The sequence below is a fragment of the Marinobacterium halophilum genome (assembly GCF_003014615.1).
GTDB lineage: Bacteria > Pseudomonadota > Gammaproteobacteria > Pseudomonadales > Balneatricaceae > Marinobacterium > Marinobacterium halophilum.
Window position 1 is genome coordinate 55,943 of sequence record NZ_PYGI01000018.1, and the last position, 18,859, is coordinate 74,801.

19 protein-coding genes are annotated in these 18,859 nt (G+C 57.3%); 17 read left to right on the top strand and 2 right to left on the bottom strand.

What is annotated here, in order from left to right:
- Position 1: 1 nt before the first annotated feature.
- The 14 genes from fliQ to CLV44_RS12925 all read left to right on the top strand — a co-directional run bounded on the left by fliQ (position 2) and on the right by CLV44_RS12925 (position 14,344).
- Complete coding sequence (gene fliQ, locus CLV44_RS12860; RefSeq protein ID WP_106592523.1) at positions 2-271, top strand: flagellar biosynthesis protein FliQ; 270 nt, start codon at positions 2-4, stop codon at positions 269-271.
- A gap of 7 nt (positions 272-278) precedes the next feature.
- Positions 279-1,067 (top strand): flagellar biosynthetic protein FliR, encoded by a 789-nt coding sequence (gene fliR, locus CLV44_RS12865; protein WP_170069344.1) that lies wholly within the window; start codon positions 279-281, stop codon positions 1,065-1,067.
- A complete protein-coding gene (gene flhB, locus CLV44_RS12870) occupies positions 1,060-2,205 on the top strand; it encodes a flagellar biosynthesis protein FlhB (protein ID WP_106592524.1) in 1,146 nt (381 codons plus the stop codon). The genes fliR and flhB overlap by 8 nt, the downstream gene beginning before the upstream one ends.
- Positions 2,206-2,347: 142 nt before the next feature.
- On the top strand, positions 2,348-4,456 hold the full coding sequence (gene flhA / locus CLV44_RS12875) for a flagellar biosynthesis protein FlhA (protein ID WP_106592525.1): 2,109 nt from the start codon (positions 2,348-2,350) through the stop codon (positions 4,454-4,456).
- A 33-nt stretch (positions 4,457-4,489) separates the two neighbouring features.
- Positions 4,490-5,977, top strand: a complete 1,488-nt coding sequence (gene flhF, locus CLV44_RS12880) for a flagellar biosynthesis GTPase FlhF (protein ID WP_106592526.1) — start codon at positions 4,490-4,492, stop codon at positions 5,975-5,977.
- Positions 5,978-5,987: 10 nt separating this feature from the next.
- Positions 5,988-6,812, top strand: coding sequence for a MinD/ParA family protein (locus CLV44_RS12885; RefSeq protein ID WP_106592527.1), 825 nt, complete (start codon positions 5,988-5,990; stop codon positions 6,810-6,812).
- Between the two features lie 11 nt (positions 6,813-6,823).
- Positions 6,824-7,534 (top strand): RNA polymerase sigma factor FliA, encoded by a 711-nt coding sequence (locus CLV44_RS12890; protein WP_106592528.1) that lies wholly within the window; start codon positions 6,824-6,826, stop codon positions 7,532-7,534.
- A gap of 59 nt (positions 7,535-7,593) precedes the next feature.
- The gene (gene cheY / locus CLV44_RS12895; protein WP_106592529.1) at positions 7,594-7,980 is read left to right on the top strand and encodes a chemotaxis response regulator CheY; all 387 of its coding nucleotides are present in this window, start codon (positions 7,594-7,596) and stop codon (positions 7,978-7,980) included.
- A gap of 21 nt (positions 7,981-8,001) precedes the next feature.
- On the top strand, positions 8,002-8,841 hold the full coding sequence (locus tag CLV44_RS12900) for a protein phosphatase CheZ (protein ID WP_106592530.1): 840 nt from the start codon (positions 8,002-8,004) through the stop codon (positions 8,839-8,841).
- A gap of 12 nt (positions 8,842-8,853) precedes the next feature.
- Positions 8,854-10,968, top strand: a complete 2,115-nt coding sequence (locus tag CLV44_RS12905; protein WP_106592531.1) for a chemotaxis protein CheA — start codon at positions 8,854-8,856, stop codon at positions 10,966-10,968.
- Positions 10,969-10,995: 27 nt separating this feature from the next.
- Positions 10,996-12,201: a protein-glutamate methylesterase/protein-glutamine glutaminase gene (locus tag CLV44_RS12910; protein WP_106592532.1), complete on the top strand. Its 1,206-nt coding sequence runs from the start codon at positions 10,996-10,998 to the stop codon at positions 12,199-12,201.
- Positions 12,202-12,236: 35 nt separating this feature from the next.
- Positions 12,237-13,004, top strand: coding sequence for a ParA family protein (locus CLV44_RS12915; RefSeq protein ID WP_106592533.1), 768 nt, complete (start codon positions 12,237-12,239; stop codon positions 13,002-13,004).
- Positions 13,005-13,016: 12 nt separating this feature from the next.
- Complete coding sequence (locus tag CLV44_RS17440; protein ID WP_106592534.1) at positions 13,017-13,844, top strand: chemotaxis protein CheW; 828 nt, start codon at positions 13,017-13,019, stop codon at positions 13,842-13,844.
- 83 nt (positions 13,845-13,927) lie between these two features.
- Positions 13,928-14,344 (top strand): DUF2802 domain-containing protein, encoded by a 417-nt coding sequence (locus CLV44_RS12925; RefSeq protein WP_245912689.1) that lies wholly within the window; start codon positions 13,928-13,930, stop codon positions 14,342-14,344.
- On the opposite strand, the gene CLV44_RS12930 is transcribed toward CLV44_RS12925, so the two are convergent.
- Both CLV44_RS12930 and fliK read right to left on the bottom strand, forming a co-directional pair.
- Entirely contained in the window at positions 14,338-14,619 is a 282-nt protein-coding gene (locus tag CLV44_RS12930) for an EscU/YscU/HrcU family type III secretion system export apparatus switch protein (RefSeq protein ID WP_106592535.1), read from the bottom strand. The genes CLV44_RS12925 and CLV44_RS12930 overlap by 7 nt on opposite strands.
- Positions 14,616-16,628: a flagellar hook-length control protein FliK gene (gene fliK / locus CLV44_RS12935; RefSeq protein ID WP_106592536.1), complete on the bottom strand. Its 2,013-nt coding sequence runs from the start codon at positions 16,626-16,628 to the stop codon at positions 14,616-14,618. Before fliK ends, CLV44_RS12930 begins: the two co-directional genes overlap by 4 nt.
- Positions 16,629-16,740: 112 nt before the next feature.
- Here fliK and ccmA point away from each other — a divergent pair, with 112 nt between their 5' ends.
- Genes ccmA through CLV44_RS12950 form a run of 3 tightly spaced genes read left to right on the top strand, consistent with a single transcriptional unit; the run spans position 16,741 to position 18,853 of the window.
- Positions 16,741-17,388, top strand: coding sequence for a cytochrome c biogenesis heme-transporting ATPase CcmA (gene ccmA / locus CLV44_RS12940; RefSeq protein WP_106592537.1), 648 nt, complete (start codon positions 16,741-16,743; stop codon positions 17,386-17,388).
- A complete protein-coding gene (ccmB, locus tag CLV44_RS12945; RefSeq protein ID WP_170069347.1) occupies positions 17,385-18,083 on the top strand; it encodes a heme exporter protein CcmB in 699 nt (232 codons plus the stop codon). Before ccmA ends, ccmB begins: the two co-directional genes overlap by 4 nt.
- A 14-nt stretch (positions 18,084-18,097) precedes the next feature.
- Positions 18,098-18,853 (top strand): heme ABC transporter permease, encoded by a 756-nt coding sequence (locus tag CLV44_RS12950; protein ID WP_106592538.1) that lies wholly within the window; start codon positions 18,098-18,100, stop codon positions 18,851-18,853.
- The last annotated feature ends 6 nt before the right edge of the window (positions 18,854-18,859 follow it).

The window sequence follows — 18,859 nt, forward strand, 5'->3', positions numbered from 1 at the left end:
GATGGATCCGGGATTAACGCTCGACCTCTTTGGCCAGGCACTGTGGCTGGTGGTGATCATTGTTGCCGTAATTGTGGGACCGGCACTGGCGGTTGGCCTGATCATTTCCGTATTTCAGGCCGCAACCCAGATCAACGAGCAGACGTTGAGCTTTCTGCCGCGTCTGATTGTGACCTTGCTGGCGCTCATGTGGGCCGGGCCCTGGATCGTGACCAAAATTTCGGATCTCTTCAATTTCCTGTTCCTCAATATCCCGCGTTTGATCTCATAGGCTGGTCATGGAACTGAGCCTGCTGCAGATTGAACACTGGGTAAACGGCTTTCTTTGGCCGTTGTTTCGCGTGATGTCCTTTTTCATGGCGATGCCGATCATCGGAACCCAGATGTTGCCGGTGCGACTGCGTTTGGGGTTGGCACTTGCGGTTACGGTACTGCTGGTGCCGGTGTTGCCGCCGATGCCCGAGTTTGATGCCTTGTCATTGAAGAACTGGATCGTGGTGGCGCAGCAGGTGCTGATTGGCAGTCTGCTCGGCTTTTCCGCCAATATCCTGCTGCAGAGTTTTGTCGTCGGCGGGCAGCTGATGGCGATGCAGATGGGTCTTGGCTTCGCCTCCATGACGGACCCGGCCAACGGTGTCAGTGTGGTGATCGTGGCACAGATCTACCTGATGCTGGTGATGCTGCTGTTTCTGGGGATGGATGGTCATTTGGTCCTGATCGAGATTCTGGCGCAGAGTTTTCATGTGTTGCCGGTCGGGGCCGGCAGTGTCAGTCAGGCCACGCTTTGGCATATGGCCCTGTCGGGCGGCTGGCTGTTCATGGCGGCCCTGCTGATGGCGCTGCCGGCGGTGACCGCGTTGCTGGTGATCAACTTTGCTTTTGGCATCATGACCAAGGCGGCACCCCAGCTGAACATCTTTGCCATCGGGTTTCCGTTTACCATGCTGATGGGGATCGTGATCGTTTGGCTCAGTTTGTCCGGTTTTTTCAGCCACTATCAGGTGTTTGCTGCCGAGGCGCTGGGTAATATCGCCGGTTTGCTGACAGTGGAGGGGCCGGGTGGCTGAAGAAACGGGTCAGGAAAAAACCGAAGAGCCCACGAGCAAGCGTCTCAATGACGCACGCGAAAAGGGCGATATCCCCCGGTCACGTGAGCTGTCGGCGACGGTCCTGTTGCTGGCTGCTGCCGCCTCGGCCATCCTTTTTGGCAGCACCGTGGCCAGTACGATGCTGGGGATCATGGTCGACAACTTTGCCCTCGATCGGCGTGATATCTTTGATCCGGCACGGATGTTCAGTCATCTGGGAGAGGCTCTATATGCCGGTTTCTTCAGTCTCTGGGGGTTCTATCTGCTGACATTGCTGGCTGCACTGCTCAGTCCGATTGCGCTGGGAGGGTGGAATTTCAGTGGTCAGGCGGTTCAGCCCAAGGGCAGTCGGCTCAACCCGCTGAGCGGACTGAAGCGGATGTTTTCGCTTAAGGCGTTGATCGAGCTGGCCAAGGCGTTGGCCAAGTTTTTGCTGGTTGGCTCCTTTGCCATCATGGTGTTGTGGCTGGATCGCCCCGACCTGGAGGCGTTGGCTCATGAGGCCGTCGAATCGGCGATTGCGCACTCGTTGCAAATCCTGGGCTGGTCCTTTCTGGTGATGAGTCTGTCATTGATCATCATCTCGCTTATTGATGTGCCGTTTCAGCTGTATGACTACAACAAGAAGCTGAAAATGACGCTGCAGGAGGTCAAGGACGAGATGAAGAACACCGAGGGCAAGCCCGAGGTGAAGGGGCGTATCCGTCAGCTGCAGCGGGAAATTTCCCAACGTAAAATGATGTCGGCGGTACCTGAAGCCGATGTGGTTATTACCAACCCGACCCACTATGCGGTGGCGCTCAAATATGATCAGCAGGGCGGGGGCGCGCCGCGCGTGGTGGCCAAGGGCGCTGACTTTGTTGCCCTCAAGATCCGTGAGATCGCTCAGGCACATGATGTGCCGCTGCTGTCGGCTCCTCCCCTGGCGCGTGCGTTGTATCATGCGGCTGAAATCGATGACGAGATTCCAGCCGGTTTGTACCAGTCGGTTGCGCAGGTATTGGCCTATGTCTATCAGCTCAAGCGTTATCGGCAGCGCCTTGAAGAGGCTCCGGCCCCGCTCAAGGATGATGATCTGGATATCCCCGAGGAATTCCGTCAAGATCCACCGGATTAATTGGCGGGCTTCTTGCATGCTTTATATTTAGGCGCGTGTAATTGTCAAAAAAACATCAGCTACGCCGTTTTTACTATTGATCCCCACATTTTTAAGCGGGTCATTCCCATATTTATTGTTTTTTTGACACCTTGGAGGGAGCGTGGAGCGCGAAGTCATCCTGAATAATGTTCGTGGCCTGACACAGGGGAACGTGGGCATTCCCCTGTTGCTGCTGGTTATTCTGGCCATGGTTACTTTGCCCATGCCACCCTTCCTGCTCGACGTTTTCTTCACGTTCAATATCGCGCTGTCGATTGTAGTGCTTCTGGTCAGTATCTACGCCCTGCGGCCGCTGGATTTTGCTGTATTCCCGACGATTCTATTGACGGCAACGCTGTTGCGGCTGGCGTTGAACGTTGCCTCGACACGCGTGGTGTTGCTCTTTGGTCATGAAGGGGGCGATGCGGCCGGTAAGGTCATCGAGGCGTTCGGCGACGTTGTAGTGGGTGGCAACTACGTGGTCGGTATCGTTGTGTTCATGATCCTGGTGATCATCAACTTTGTGGTCGTGACCAAGGGTGCCGGGCGTATTTCCGAAGTCAGCGCCCGCTTCACGCTGGATGCGATGCCGGGTAAGCAGATGGCCATTGATGCTGACCTTAATGCCGGCCTGATCAATCAGGACGAGGCACGCGATCGGCGTCGCGAAGTCACGCAGGAGGCGGATTTCTACGGCTCCATGGACGGTGCATCCAAGTTCGTGCGCGGTGATGCCGTGGCCGGCATCATGATTCTGGTGATCAACCTGCTGGGTGGCCTGGGTATCGGCATGGTGCAGCATGACCTGAGCTTCAGCCTGGCGCTGGAATACTATTCCCTGCTGACCATTGGTGATGGTCTGGTCGCACAGATTCCGTCGCTATTGCTGTCGACGGCGGCAGCAGTCATGGTGACCCGTGCGAACTCATCTGAAGCGATGGGGGCGCAGGTATTTCGCCAGATGTTTGCCGCGCCGCGTGCACTGAGCGTGGCAGCTGTCATACTGTTTGTGATGGGCATTGTGCCGGGTATGCCGCATGTGGCATTCATTAGCCTGGCGCTGTGTGCCGGTGGTGCTGCCTGGTGGATCCACCGTGAAGAGCAGCGCAAGGTTGCAGTGGCGGCAGAACAGGCCGATGCTGCAGCGGAGCCTGAAACCAGGCCCAGCGAAGATAATCGCGAGCTGGGCTGGGATGATGTGATGCCAGTGGACATGATCGGCCTGGAAGTGGGCTATCGCCTTATTCCGATGGTCGACAAGATGCAGGGCGGTCAACTGTTGGGGCGGATCAAGGGGGTGCGCAAGAAACTATCCCAGGATCTGGGCTTTCTGGTGCCGTCGGTGCATATTCGCGACAACCTTGACCTGTTGCCCGGAGCATATCGCATTACCCTGATGGGGGTGATTGCCGGTGAAGCGGAAATCTATCCGGATCGGGAATTGGCAATCAACCCGGGGCAGGTATTCGGGGATCTGAACGGGATTAACGTCAGGGACCCGGCCTTTGGTCTGGAAGCGGTCTGGATCGAGAAGAACCACAAGGAACATGCGCAGACACTGGGTTACACCGTCGTCGATGCCAGTACTGTGGTTGCCACGCACATCAATCAGGTGTTGCAGATGCACGCGCATGAACTGCTTGGTCATGAGGAAGTGCAGCAGTTGCTGGACCTTCTGACCAAGTCTTCACCGAAACTGGTGGAGGAGTTGGTACCGAAGAAATTGTCGATCAGTGCGCTGTTGAAGGTATTGCAGAATCTGCTGATGGAGCAGGTGCCGCTGAAGGACTTCCGTTCCATCGCCGAAGCGTTGGCCGAAGCGGTGCAACGTACGCAGGACCCACTGGCGCTAACGGCAGCGGTTCGGGTGGCAATTTCACGTCTGATTGTACAGACCATCAATGGTTCCGAAGCGGAACTGGCGGTGATTACCCTGGAGCCGTCGCTGGAACAGATGCTGCTGGGGTCCATGCAGCAGGGGCAGGCGGATGCCGGTCTGGCACTGGAGCCGGGTATGGCCGAGCGTCTGCAGCGTTCATTGGCAGACGCGGCTCAGCGTCAGGAGATGGCCGGCAAACCGTCGGTATTACTGGTTGCTGCGCCAGTGCGGCCATTGATGGCGAAATTTGTCCGTTATGGTGAACACCAGATTCATGTACTCTCCTATCAGGAGATCCCGGAAAACAAGAAAGTCACCATCGTCGCCACAGTTGGTGGGCAAAATGGCTAGGGTTTGGCGACAGGCGGCCGATAAGGGAAGGATATGAAAGTAAAACGTATCTTTGCACCGGATATGCGTCAGGCCATGCGTCGGGTTCGAGAAGAGATCGGACCGGATGCGGTGATCATCTCCAACCACCGGGTAGCCGGTGGTGTTGAAGTTGTCGCGGCGCGTGAGGATGAATATGAGGCGGCCCAGGCCGAGCTCAAGCGTAGCCGTGCCGCGCGTGCACCGACAGAGCGCCGGGAAGAGCAGATTCGTATCCTGACGGGCGCGCATTCGCACCAGTCTGAACAGGCCAGCCGTAATGCGGCGCTGGAAGAAGAACTGAACAAGACGCGGGCACGCATTGCCGAGGCCAGTCAGCGCATGGCTGAGCCCGAGGTGCGAGCAGATCGCAACGTCAATCGACAAATCAACGATGAAGATGACGAGGATTTGCGCTCCATTCTTGAGTCGTTGAAGGCGCGTAATCGTCGCCGCGATGCGAGAGCGCCGGAGACCTCCTCCGTACCCGAAATTGACCCTCCCCGCGCACCGCGATCACCGCCACGGCGAGAACCGGCGTTTCAGCCGGAGCCGCTGCCGATCGAGGAAGATCCGGCACTGCGCAGCATGCAGCAGGAGATTCAGGAGCTGCGTCAGATGTTGCAGCAGAGCAGTGTGCGAGAACCGGTCGTTGCTCGGCCGGCTGCGCCGGTAGAGCCTGCAGCGCGTCATGTTCAGGTTGCGCGCCACTTGCAGCAGCTGGGGTTGGGCTCGTCGCTGGTGCGTCAACTGATGAGCGGCGTCGAGCCTGAACTGGCGTCTGACAAAGCCTGGCGTAATGCACTGGCACGGCTGGCTGACGCTCTGCCGGTCCTGGGTGAAGAGTTGGTCGAGCGTGGCGGCATGATCGTGTTTGTAGGTCCTACCGGGGTTGGCAAAACGACAACGATCGGCAAGTTGGCAGCCCGTCATGTATTACAACATGGCAGCTCCAGCGTTGCTCTGGTCACCACCGACTGCTTCCGTATCGCTGCACATGAACAGCTGAAAACCTTCGGGCGTATTCTTGATGTACCCGTACGTGTCGTCGATGAGACTCATAGCCTGGAAGAGGTGTTGCAAAGTCTCAGAAACAAGCGGCTGGTGCTGATCGATACGGCCGGTATGAATGCGTCGGACCCGCAAGGGCAGTTGCAGATGCAAATGTTGTCCGGGGTCACGCTCAGATTGAAAAAACTGCTGGTACTATCATGCTCCAGTCAGCTGCAGTTGATGCGCAATGCGTATGACAACTACTCCGAGCTGGGGTTGCAGGGGTGTGTGTTGAGCAAAACGGACGAGTCCGGCAGTCTGGGCGAGGCGCTGACGCTGGTGGTCGAAAAGCAATTGCCGATCGCCTACGTCACTGATGGGCAGAAAATACCTGATGATATCGGTATTGCCCAACGCAATGATTTGGTCAGCCGTACCGTTGTCATCGCTCAGCGCAGTGCGCAGCAATCGGATGACGGGTTTGACGACTCGACATTCCGGACGGGCTAAGGAGTAGTTGATGAAACAGACCCATCCCGTGAAAGTGATTGCCGTGACCGGTGGCAAGGGCGGTGTCGGTAAAACCAATGTGTCGGTCAATCTGGCGACCGCACTGGGCGAAATGGGGCGCAGAGTGGTGCTCATGGATGCTGACCTGGGGCTGGCGAATGTCGATGTGATGCTGGGGCTGCGTGCCAAGCAGAACATCTCCGACGTACTGTCGGGGCAATGCTCATTGCGTGAAGTGATGGTGCCGGCAGGAGACAACTTCTGGATTGTGCCCGCAGCGTCGGGGACCCAGGAAATGACCGCACTGAGTGCACATGAGCATGCTGAACTGATTCATGCATTCAATGACATCGCCGATGATCTGGACGTATTGGTAATTGATACGGCCGCCGGTATTTCCGACTCGGTAGTCAGTTTTGTGCGGGCGGCGCAGGAAGTGCTGGTGGTCGTCTGCGATGAGCCTACATCGATTACCGATGCCTATGCGCTGATTAAGCTGCTGAACCGGGATTATCATATGACCCGGTTTCGTGTCTTGGCGAACATGGTTCGGACCGATACGGAGGGGCGCAGCATGTTCAATAAACTGTTGACGGTTACCGACAGATTTCTTGACGTGACGCTTCAATACGTTGGCTCAATACCTTATGATGAATCGGTTCGCAAAGCCGTACAAAAACAAAGGGCTGTACTCAAGGCCTTTCCTCAGGAAAGGGCTTCCCTTGCCTTTCGTCAGCTGGCCAACAAGGTTGATGGCTGGCCGGTCAGTTCCAGTCCCAGGGGGCACCTGGAATTCTTTGTTGAACGGCTCGTGCAAGGCGCGCGCCTACCTTGAAAGAAGCGTATATGTACAACGTAGTGGAGTTTAGGTCAGGCCAGGAGTTGATTCATGAGTATGCCCCGCTCGTACGGCGCATAGCTCATCACCTGATGGCGCGGCTACCGAGCCATGTTGTACTGGATGATCTTATTCAGGCCGGCATGATGGGACTACTGGAAGCAGCCAGCCGTTATGATGCCGGCAAGGGAGCCAGTTTTGAAACCTACGCCGGTATCCGCATCCGTGGTGCCATTATTGATGAGGTGCGCAGGGGAGACTGGACACCGCGTTCGGTACACCGCAATGCACGCCGTGTCAGTGGTGCCATGGCCGAGGTGGAGCAGCGTACAGGGCGCGATGCCTCTGACGCCGAGGTGGCTGCCGAGCTCGGGATAGGGGTCGCCGAATATCATGGCTTGTTACAGGATTCGGTAGACAGTCGACTGTTCAGCTATGATCAGCTGACAGACATGAGCGAGGATACTCCCGCCGAGCAGTTTATCGCTGCCGAGCCGGACCCCGGGCATGAGCTGGAAAGTGATGTGTTCAAACAGGCACTGATACGTGCGATCGGTGCTTTGCCTGAGCGTGAACGGCTGGTGCTGTCGTTGTATTATGACGAAGAGCTGAACCTCAAGGAAATTGGTCAGGTATTGGGCGTCAGCGAGTCCAGAGTTAGCCAGATCCACAGCCAGGCAGCACTACGGCTTAGGGGACGGTTGCGGGACTGGCGCTGAATATCTGACCTGCTTGCAGGGTATCGCTTAGAGGTGTTTTCTGAATTGGGAGAAGTGTCTTGAAAAAAGACATCAAAATACTTGTTGTAGACGATTTTTCTACGATGAGACGCATCATTAAAAACCTGCTGCGCGACCTTGGGTTCACCAATGTTGACGAAGCGGACGATGGTAAAACCGCATTGCCGATCCTGAAACAGGGCCATGTGGATTTCCTGATTACCGACTGGAACATGCCTGAAATGACCGGCATCGACCTGCTGAAGACCGTACGTGCAGATCCGTCTTTGGTGCATATTCCGGTATTGATGGTCACCGCAGAAGCGAAGCGTGAGCAGATCATTGCGGCAGCTCAGGCCGGTGTTAACGGCTATGTCGTAAAACCGTTTACCGCTGCAGTACTTAAGGAAAAGATCGATAAGATCTTTGAACGCATCGAGGGCTAACAGCGTTAGCGGGGAGTTTTGATGGCAGCGCAAACAGCCAGCAAAGTAGATTTCAACGGCTTCGACGAGTTCTTACGTGACCGTGCTCAGGCACTGGTTGCAGAACTCGAGGCCGGTAACTTGCCTGAGGCGATGGGGCTGATTAACGAGCTTCAGTTTGCTCGTCACCAGGTGTTTTACAACGAAGTGGGTCATTTGACCCGCGGTCTACATGAGGCGATAAAAGCGTTTTCCATCGATATGGGCGACCATATGCCAGCGGCAGGCGGTGATGTGGCCGACGGTTTTGGTGATGCGTCTGATCGATTGAGTTATGTTATCGAGCTGACGGAAAAAAATTCCCATGACACCATGGATCGGGTCGATCGTTCACTGAGCCTGGTCGACAAGCTGGACCAGCAGAGCGAGCGTTTCAAGGAACTGCTGCTGTTGGTTGGTCAGCTGGAAGATGAATTCAGCGCCCTCGATGGGGTTTACGACCGCACCTGCGATTTGAAAAACCAGTCGGAAATGACCATTGCCGAGCTGCGTACGACCCTGACCGACATTCTGGTATCCCAGAGTGTGCAGGATATTACCGGCCAGCTGATCCGGCGCGTAATCACGTTGGTGACGCAGGTGGAAGGCCAGCTGGTCAAGTTGATGGATATGGCCGCCAAGGTCGAGCGTCTTAGCAGTCTGGAAGGTGTTGCCGGGTCAATGGCTACACCCCAGACAGAAGCACCAGCGACGACTACCCCGGCTGCGGACAAGAAAGTGGACCCTATTAAGGCGGAAGGCCCCCAGCTGCCCAAGGGTAACCAGGATGTGCTGTGTGATCAGGACGGTGTTGACGACCTGCTTTCCAGTCTGGGATTTTGATAGGAGTTCCCCATGAGTTTGGATGTCGATCAGGAAATTCTGGAAGACTTTCTCGTTGAGGCGGGAGAGATATTGGAGCAGCTGTCCGAACAGCTTGTGGATCTTGAGCAGCGTCCGGGCGACAAGGATCTGCTGAACGCTATTTTCCGTGGGTTTCACACGGTTAAAGGCGGTGCCGGTTTTCTGCAGTTGGATGCAATGGTGGGCTGCTGTCACAAAGCTGAAAACCTTTTCGACCTGCTGCGTAACGGCGAGCTAAGCATCAGCTCAGAGCTGATGGATGTTGTGTTGCAGGCCCTGGACGCAGTCAATGCCATGTTTGAAGCGGTTCGTGCCGGTGAAGAGCCTCGGCATGCACCAGATGCATTGCTGCAGGCGCTGGCCAACTTTGCCGAAGGTGGAGCACCTGTTGCCCCTCCTGTGCCTGCAGCCCCGGCCCCCGCTGTGTCACCTGTCGCCAAAGCAGTACCTCAGGCATCGCCACTGAACCCCAATACACCGGCTGATGACTTTGAACAGCTGTTGGGTGACCTGGCTGGGAGTCATGAGCAGACTGCACCGGCCACTACGGCAGGCAGCGCTGGCAGCAATGATGAACTGATTACCGAAGACGAATTCGAAGCCTTGCTTGACGAGCTGCACGGGCAAGGCAAGGGGCCCAGTTTGGCCTCAAATCCTGCTGATGAAGCGCCTCAGGGGTCCAGTACCGGCGACCTGATTACTGACGACGAATTTGAAGCCTTGCTTGACGAATTGCAGTCGACTGGACAGGGTGCGTTTGCGTATCTGGAAGAGGGTGGGGCGCACGAAGCGGCCGCTCCCCCGCCTGTCGCGGCAACGTCCGCGCCTGTTGTTGAGGCGACTCCCGTACCTGCGATGAAAACTGAGCCATCACCTGCGGTGGTAACCGCAGTGCCGGTTGTGGAAGAAATCAAAAAACCGTCGACGTCGAAGCCTGCCGCCGAAAGCAATGTGCGTGTTGATACGCGCTTGCTGGACAAGATCATGAACATGGTCGGTGAACTGGTACTGGTACGCAATCGACTGGTGCGTCTGGGGGGGGAACGTGAAGACGAAGAAATGACCAAGGCGGTCGGTACACTGGATATGGTGACCGCCGACCTGCAGACGTCGGTCATGAAGACCCGCATGCAACCGGTGAAAAAGGTATTTGGCCGCTTCCCTCGCCTGATTCGTGACCTGTCGCGTAATCTTAAGAAAGAAGTGCGTCTGGAATTGCGTGGTGAAGAGACCGACCTGGACAAAAACCTGGTTGAAGCGCTTGCCGACCCGTTGATCCACTTGGTGCGCAATTCTGTTGACCATGGTATTGAATCTCCCGAAGACCGTGCCCGTGTTGGCAAGGCACGTGAAGGCCATGTGTTGTTGTCCGCAGAGCAGGAAGGTGATCATATTCTGCTGATTATTCAGGATGATGGTGCCGGTATGGACCCTGAAATCCTGCGTAATCTGGCAGTAAAGCGCGGCATGATGGATGTGGAAGCCGCGCGTCGTCTCACCGATCAGGAATGTTTCAATCTGATCTTCCAGGCGGGCTTTTCGACCAAAACCGAGGTTTCCGATGTGTCGGGGCGCGGTGTTGGCATGGATGTGGTCAAAACCAAGATCACGCAGCTTAACGGCACGCTCAGCATCGACTCGATTCTGGGGCAGGGTACACGGATCGCGATCCAGGTTCCGCTCACACTGGCGATCATGCCGACCTTGATGGTGATGCTTGAAGGGCAGGCGTTTGCGCTGCCATTGGTCAACGTTAACGAGATCTTCAACCTGGACTTGACCAAAACCAATATCGTGGATGGTCAGCAGGTCATTATTGTCCGTGACCAGGCCTTGCCCCTCTTTCACCTGAAGCGCTGGCTCGTCCATGGACAGGCGGGTGCTGCGTTGCCGGCTCAGGGCCATGTCGTGATCGTCAGTGTCGGGACTACGCGGGTCGGTTTCGTCGTCGACCAACTGGTGGGTCAGGAAGAGGTCGTGATCAAGCCGTTGGGCAGTGTACTGCACGGTACACCAGGGCTTTCGGGTGCGACAATTACGGGTGATGGTCGTATCGCCTTGATTATCGACATACCCAATTTGCTCAAACGCTACGCATCGACCTGAAACGGCAGGCGTATATAAGGAATATTTATGCCGGTTAAAGTACTGATTGTCGACGATTCGGGGTTCTTTCGTCACCGCATCGAGGAAATGCTGCGCGATGATGCCCGGTTGGAGGTGGTTGGGACCGCCGTCAACGGCAAGGAAGCCGTCGAACAGGTCAAGCGGCTGAAGCCGGATGTCGTCACCATGGATGTGGAAATGCCGCAGATGAATGGCATTGAAGCGGTCCGTATCATCATGCGTGAAGCCCCGACCAACGTGCTGATGCTGTCTTCACTTACCCATGAAGGTGCGCGGGTCACGCTGCAGGCACTGGAAGCCGGTGCGGCTGATTATCTGCCCAAGGATATCCGGGCCTGGATGGACAAAACCAGCGGCGTGCGTTCCCAGCTGATCGACCGTCTGGTCGCGCTGGGTCGTACACGGCGTTTTCAGCGCAGCAGTGCGCTGGATCGATCCTACCCTGGACGAGGGGACAAGACCGGTACAACCATGGTTTTCCGTCCGGACGATCCGACACCGGTGCGCCGGCCGAGGGCGACTGAGCGCGCTGCGGTACCTAATGCATCGACCACGGACGTGCGCCGTCCATTGCCACCGGTTACTCGACCGCCTGCCGCTGCAGATACACCGACGACGCCTGCGTCTCGGGTGCAGTTTCCGAATTGCAAACTCGTGGTCATTGGCGCTTCAACCGGTGGGCCAGCGGCATTGCAGAAAGTGCTGATGGCACTCCCGGCCAACTACCCCTATCCGATTCTGCTTATCCAGCACATGCCCAAGACATTCACTCAGGTGTTTGCCGAACGACTTAATCAGCAGTGCCAGATCAGCGTCAAGGAAGCTGAAGACGGTGATCGTTTACAGCCCGGCCGTGCGCTGTTGGCACCAGGCGGGCTGCAAATGATGATCGACCCGCGGCAGAAAGACCGGGTGCGCATCCTTGCCGGTGACGAGCGTTTGACCTATAAGCCCAGCGTTGATGTGAGCTATGCATCTGCAGCCAAGACCTATGGCAGTCAGGTACTTGGCGTCATTCTGACCGGCATGGGAGCTGATGGCTGTGATGGCGCGCGTCTGTTGAAGCAGGCGGGTGCGACCATATGGGCGCAAAATCGTGACAGCTGCACGATCTACGGTATGCCCCAGGCCGTGGTGAATGCAGGTCTGGCAGATGCCATTCTTGAACTGGATGATGTTGGGCCATTGCTGGCGCAACGTGGGTCGCGTTAGGCTCTCCCTTCGCAGAGCGAACAGGAACAAGACAGATGCAGGTATGGGCAGTTGCAAATCAGAAAGGCGGGGTGGGCAAAACCACTACGGCGGTCTCTCTGGGCGGGTTGCTGGCAGAGGTCGGTTACCGTGTATTGTTGATCGACCTGGATCCGCATGGCTCCATGACCAGTTATTTCCGTTACGATCCTGATGAACTGGAACACAGCGTATACGATCTGTTCGAGCAAGTGCAGATTGACTCCGCGCGCGTGCATCGGCTGATTCTCGATACCAGTCATGAGCATATCAAACTGATGCCGGCATCGACGGCCCTGGCAACGCTTGAGCGCAAGGCAGTGGCACAGGAAGGCATGGGCTTGCAGGTTGCCAAGGCACTGCGTCATCTGCAGACTGAATATGATTATGTCCTGATCGACAGCCCACCGGTGCTGGGGGTATTGATGGTCAACGCGCTGGCAGCCTGCAAGCATCTGCTGGTGCCGGTGCAAACCGAGTTTCTGGCTCTGAAGGGGCTGGAGCGTATGGTGCGGACCATTCAGATGATCAATCGTGCGCGCAAACACAAATTGCCGTTTACGATCGTACCTACATTCTATGATCGCCGTACCCAGGCGTCGGTCATCTCGCTGCGCGAGCTGCACAAGCGTTATCCGGAACATCTGGCAAATGCCGTGGTGCCAGTGGATACAAAATTCAGAAATGCCAGCCTCAAGGGGCTGGTGCCTTCGTCACTCGATGCCGGCAGCCGAGGTGTGCATGCATATGCCCGTCTGTTGCGCAGCCTGGTGGAACAGCGATAACGGGAGTGATCGATGGCAGATCAGAAAAAAGTCGTCTTTGAATATCTGGAAGCACTGCTGCATGATCCGCTGTTGGCTATGGATGATGCCTTGGATCCCGAGTCTGTCGACGTACCGACAGTAGCGGTCGATACAGAGATGGGCACTACAGGGACTGCGGAGCTGGCTGAAGAAATAGATACAACAGCCGGCACGGCAGACTCGACAGTGGTGGAGCCAGCCGACACACTGATTGCTGAGCCTGAGCCTGAGCCTGAGCCTGAGCCTGAGCCTGAGCCTGAGCCTGAGCCTGAGCCTGAGCCTGAGCCTGAGCCTGAGCCTGAGCCTGAGCCTGAGCCTGAGCCTGAGCCTGAGCCTGCACCAGAACCAGAACCAGAACAGTCGCCATCCCTGCCTGCTGCCGCAGCCAAGCTGGGTGCGGAGGTCAACTGTATTCTGGTCGATATGCATGGCCTGAAACTGGCGATCCCCTTCGATAAAGTCGAAGGCTCACTGCATTTGATTGATCTGTCGCTCAATCTGGACGGGCCGGACTGGATGATTGGGCGCTTCGGTATCGAGCCGAGCTGGACACGGATCGTCGATACGGCCCGCTGGTTGATCCCTGAACGTTACAAGCCGGAGTACTCGCGGTATTCCGAAATTGTCATGCTGAAAGGGCGGCGCTGGGCATTGGCGTGTGATGAACTGGTGCAGTCGGTGCGGATTCCCACTGCCGAGATCAACTGGCATACCGACCCGCATCACCGCACATGGTTGCTGGGTACCTACATGCCGGAACGTTGTGCAATCCTGGACATTGATCAATTGCTGTTGGAGTTTGAAGCTGCCAGTGCCTGAAGTCGATGAAGCTGAAGGCGTGATCGGTTACACTGCCCCTTTTCCTGCAGGCTGCGGGTATGTAAACGGATCTGGACACGGGTGTGGCTGACTATTCGCTTTTCTTCATGTTGTTACTGACACTGGTCGCCTGCATGGCGGCTGGTATCTGTATCTATGTCTGGGTGCGGCTCAAGCGTCAGGAACGTCAGCATCAGGCCTTGATCAACGTATTGCGTAATGAAATCCGGGCGATGACCAACGGCTCCATCGGCATGGGTAAGCGCCTGATGGCTATTGAGCGCAAGCTGAATATCACCGTGGAAAAACAGCAGGAACTGGAAAACCGTGACCCAGGCGTGCTGGCCTACAATCAGGCGGCCAAGCTGATGGAAATGGGCGCGTCAGTGGATGATTTGGTGCGCAACTGTGGCATCGGTCGACCGGAAGCTGAACTCATGGCACTGCTGCACCGTGAACTGCACAGCAGTGAGCTGCTGCCTGAACAGCGGCGTCACTGACCGGCGGTTTCTGTCTGCTTCAAACCATAGGCAAAGGCAATAACCTCGGCAATCGCGCGGTACAGAGCTTCAGGAATTTCATCGCCAAGTTCCATGCGGATCAATACTTCGATCAACTCCGGACTCTGGTGAATATGGATGTCATGTTCTTCCGCCAGCGCCAGTATCTGTTCTGCAATAAGCCCCCGACCCTTGGCGACAATTCGTGGTGCCCCGGTGGCCTCCTGGTCATAACTCAGCGCGATCGCGCTGCGTTCCTGCTGTTCCCGTTTCATGTATGCACGTCCACCAGTCGTCGCTGGATATCGGTAAGCGCCGGTTGGCTCGGGGCCCCCAGCCGTGCCTGAATATGATCGATGATAAAGCCCTTCTCGCTCAAGTCTCGGGTAAAGGGTTCCAGTTGCTGCTCAATACGCTGTACCGTGGCTGCCGACTCCGCCCAGAACTGCAGCTGCAGACGCCAGCCTTCCTGCAGGCTCAGGCGCGCATCGACGCTGCCCTGATGTTGCAGGTCAAAGTGGAGCGCTACGCTCCAGGACGTGAGTGGTTCATCATCCGGTCGCGGTTTGCGGTGTTCGTGGATCGTCAACTCAGCGGTCTCATGCTGTTCTGCCTGCCGGATCGGCAAATCTAGGCGGTACACGCGCTCCTGAGTACCATCGGGCTGGTCCCGCCATCCCTGTAAGCTGCTGACTTGCTGGGTGGTGGTGCGCGCCTGCAACGCATCGACCAGACGGAGCATCTGTTGGCGAGCCTCGTTCGGCAACTGTTCGGCGGCCTTCAGTAACTGGCCCAAATGCTGCTTGATATCTGCCGCTGGTTTGTCACCGGGGGCTGAACGTGCCAGTTGCGATTCAGTCATCAGCCCTCCCTGTTGCAGGTTGCGTTTGATGCTGTGTTCGGCACCCGGGTCACCGGGCGTCACACTGAACAGGCTGAGCATGGATTGGACCAGTTGATTGATGGCGCTGTTACTGCGTGTTGCCGGTGCCTGGCTCAGTTGTACCAGCTGGTTAAGTGCATCGCCGAAGGGTATTTGCTGCGGCAGTGCTTCACGCAGGGCGTTCTGCAGGGCGACCTGACTGGCGGGCCGTTGGGTGATGGCTTCTATGGGTGGTGGACTGCTCAGCTGTACCTGGTCAGCGCTGGTGCGGGTGAGTATGACCTGTTGCCCTGCCTGTAGAGGACGTGGACTGAGCAGCTGCAGCTGTTGGGTGTCTATGCGCAGCTGTACCAGGTGTGGCTGCGCCTGGCGCACTTGCTGTTGTCCCAGCGTCTGCAGCAGGGTGTTGCCCGAATGGCTGACACGGGCGGGTATGGCCGCAGTGGTCGGCGTGGGAGCTGGTGGGCGCGAGGCTGTTGTACTGGTTGCCGGTGACGCTGCTGGCATGGGTGCTGGTGCTGAACGCCCGCCCTGCGTCGGTAGCGGGCCGGGTTGTGTGTTAGCCGGTGCCTGCGCGGAGGGTGGGCTTTGGGCTGTGGTCACGGTCGATGCGGGCGAGGCAACAGTTGCAGGCGTGGCGAGTGAGGTGGGCTGCGGCGCAGACGGTGTCATCGAGGTCATCTGTTGCAGCTGTGCGCGATAGACTTGCACCTTGGCGGCTGGCGCTGGCGCGGCGACCTCAGGCCGTGCCGCAGCGGAACTGCCGCCGCCAACGCTGGCTTTGTTGTCGGCCGTTTGCGCTCCATTGGCGGGTGTACCGGGCCTTGAGTTCGGTGGCACTGTTGTCTGTGGTGTGTTTGGTTGTCCCTGCGTGGGCGTGACGGAGCGCTGCACTGGGTTTTGAACCGGACCTGGGTTTGACGCCGGCGCAGCAGGGCGTGTGGATTGAGGCGCGGAGGTGTCCACTGGCGCGGGTGCTGGCGATGGAGTGGGTGTCGAACTGATCACCTGCGCCGGTCGAGGCGTATTCAGTGGTAGTGACTGTTGCAGTTGTGGCACTTGGGCGGCCGAGGCTTGCAGCAGCAGAGCAGGCCGCCCTGCTGCTGCATTGGGTGATGTGTTCGGGCGTGTGGGTGCGAGCAGAGACAGCAGCAACTCACCGGCGGGTGAGCGGCTCAGAGTGACCCGATCACCCGCATTCAGCGGGGCGCGGCTGATCAGTTCCAGCAAGCGGTTGTTGGCCTCGACCTGGATGCGAAATACCTTGCCGCCAGCATCACCGGCGGCCACCTGCTTGACCACGGCGGGCAGTTCGCGCCCACCCGAGGGCAGCAACTGCTCCAGTGACGGGCTGCTGTTGCTGCGGGCGGTACCATTTGAAACCGGGGTTGTGGGTAGCACCCGTTCACTCCATGCTGACAAAAAGTTGAGCCTGACGGTGGTCCGCCAATCTGTATATAATGGCGCTTCAACTCATTATCGGCCAGTTACGCGTTTTTTAAAGGGTCTGAGCTTGTCTGAACAGCTGTTAACAGTACACAAACTTTTTTGCGAACGTGATGACCGGGTGCTGTTTGATCAGCTGAGTTTTACGCTCGAGGCCGGTGAGATCGTCCAGATAGAAGGGCAGAACGGCAGTGGCAAAACGACACTGTTGCGCATTCTCAGTGGGCTCTCGCGTCATTATGAAGGTGATATTCTCTGGCGCGGCGAGCCGGTCGAGGAGGTGCGTGAGCAGTTCTGCCGCGATCTGCTGTATTTCGGCCACCAGGCAGGGGTCAAGGCGGTGTTGACGCCAGAGGAGAACCTGCGCTGGTATGCCGCATTAAGTCCGGCCATCGATGCGAGCACCATCCCTGGTGCGCTGGAGCAGGTCGGCTTGAAAGGTTATGAAGATGTGCCGTGCCATTCCTTGTCGGCAGGCCAGAATCGCCGCGTCAGCCTGGCGCGTCTGTATCTGAGCCACGCACCCTTGTGGATACTCGACGAACCTTTCACGGCCATCGACAAGCGTGGGGTGGCCGCCAAGGAACAACTGCTGCTGCAGCATGCGCAGCGTGGTGGCAGCGTAATTTTGACGACACATCATGAACTGGGCATTAAGGGCCCGGTCCGCAAGATCAATCTGGACCAGCTGGCGGGAACTTCGACATGGAGATGAAGACTAATTCCGGGCAGCAGGGCATTGGGTGTCTGTTTGTAGCGACTTGCCGGCGTGAATGTCTGCTGTCGTTCCGGCGCAAAAGCGATCTGGTCAATCCGTTGATTTTTTTCCTGATGGTGGCCACGTTATTCCCGTTGGGGGTAAGCCCGGACCCCGGTTTTCTGGCGCAGTTGGCACCGGGGGTGGTCTGGGTCGCGGCCTTGCTGGCGACCTTGCTGTCGATGGACGCCCTGTTTCGCTCTGACTATGAAGATGGCTCGCTGGAGCAGCTGTTGCTGAGTCCGCAGCCCCTGTTCATTGTGGTGCTGGCCAAGGTGGTCACGCACTGGATGATGACCGGACTGGCATTGACGCTGATGGCACCACTGCTGGGCATGATGCTGTTTTTGCCCGCCGAGGGAGTGCCGGGGTTGATGTTGAGTCTGCTGCTGGGTACGCCAACATTGAGTCTGGTGGGTGCCATTGGCGCAGCACTGACGGTGGGACTTAAAAAAGGGGGGGTGTTGATCTCCCTGCTGGTCCTGCCGCTGTATATACCGGTGCTGATTTTTGGTTCCAGTGCCGTGCAGGCTGCCGTTACCGGGCTGCCGCTGGGGGGCTATCTGGCGCTGCTGGGCGCATTGCTGGCGCTGGCGCTGGTATTGGCACCGTTGGCGATCAGTGCAGCCTTGCGGATATCGATCAGTAGTTAACAAGAAGAGAGATTATGGCCGAGAAAAAATGGATACCGCGCTGGTTCTATCAGCTCGCCTCGCCGCGCTGGTGTTACCAGATAACCGGCAAACTGCTGCCCTGGTTCATGGGGACGACATTACTTTTGCTGCTTGGTGGGACAGTGTGGGCGTTGTTGTTTGCCCCGGCAGACTATCAGCAGGGTAATAGCTTTCGCATCATCTATCTGCATGTGCCAGCGGCCATTCTGGCCCAGTCGGCTTATATGCTGATGGCGGTTGCCGGTGCGGTCGGCCTGATTTGGAAAATGAAGGTGGCTGACATGGTGCTCAAGTCGGCGGCACCCATCGGTGCATCGATGGCGGTGCTGGCCTTGCTGACCGGTGCCATCTGGGGCAAGCCGACCTGGGGCTCCTGGTGGGTCTGGGATGCCCGTCTGACGTCAATGCTGATCCTGTTCTTTCTTTATCTGGGGGTGATGGCATTGAACTCCGCGATCGAAAACGAGTCCACTGCTGCTCAGGCGTCTGCTGTGCTGGCACTGGTCGGGTTGGTGAATATCCCGATCATCAAGTATTCGGTGGAGTGGTGGAACACTCTGCATCAGCCAGCCACGTTCACGTTGACCGAAAAACCGGCGATGCCGGTCGAGATGTGGTTGCCGCTACTGGTGATGGTCATCGGTTTCTACTGCTTCTTTGCGGTCAGCCTGATGCAGCGGCTACGAAATGAAATTATCTGGCGTGAGCGGCGTACCGGTTGGGTGCGCGAACTGCTCAATAAACAGTGAGGTCGA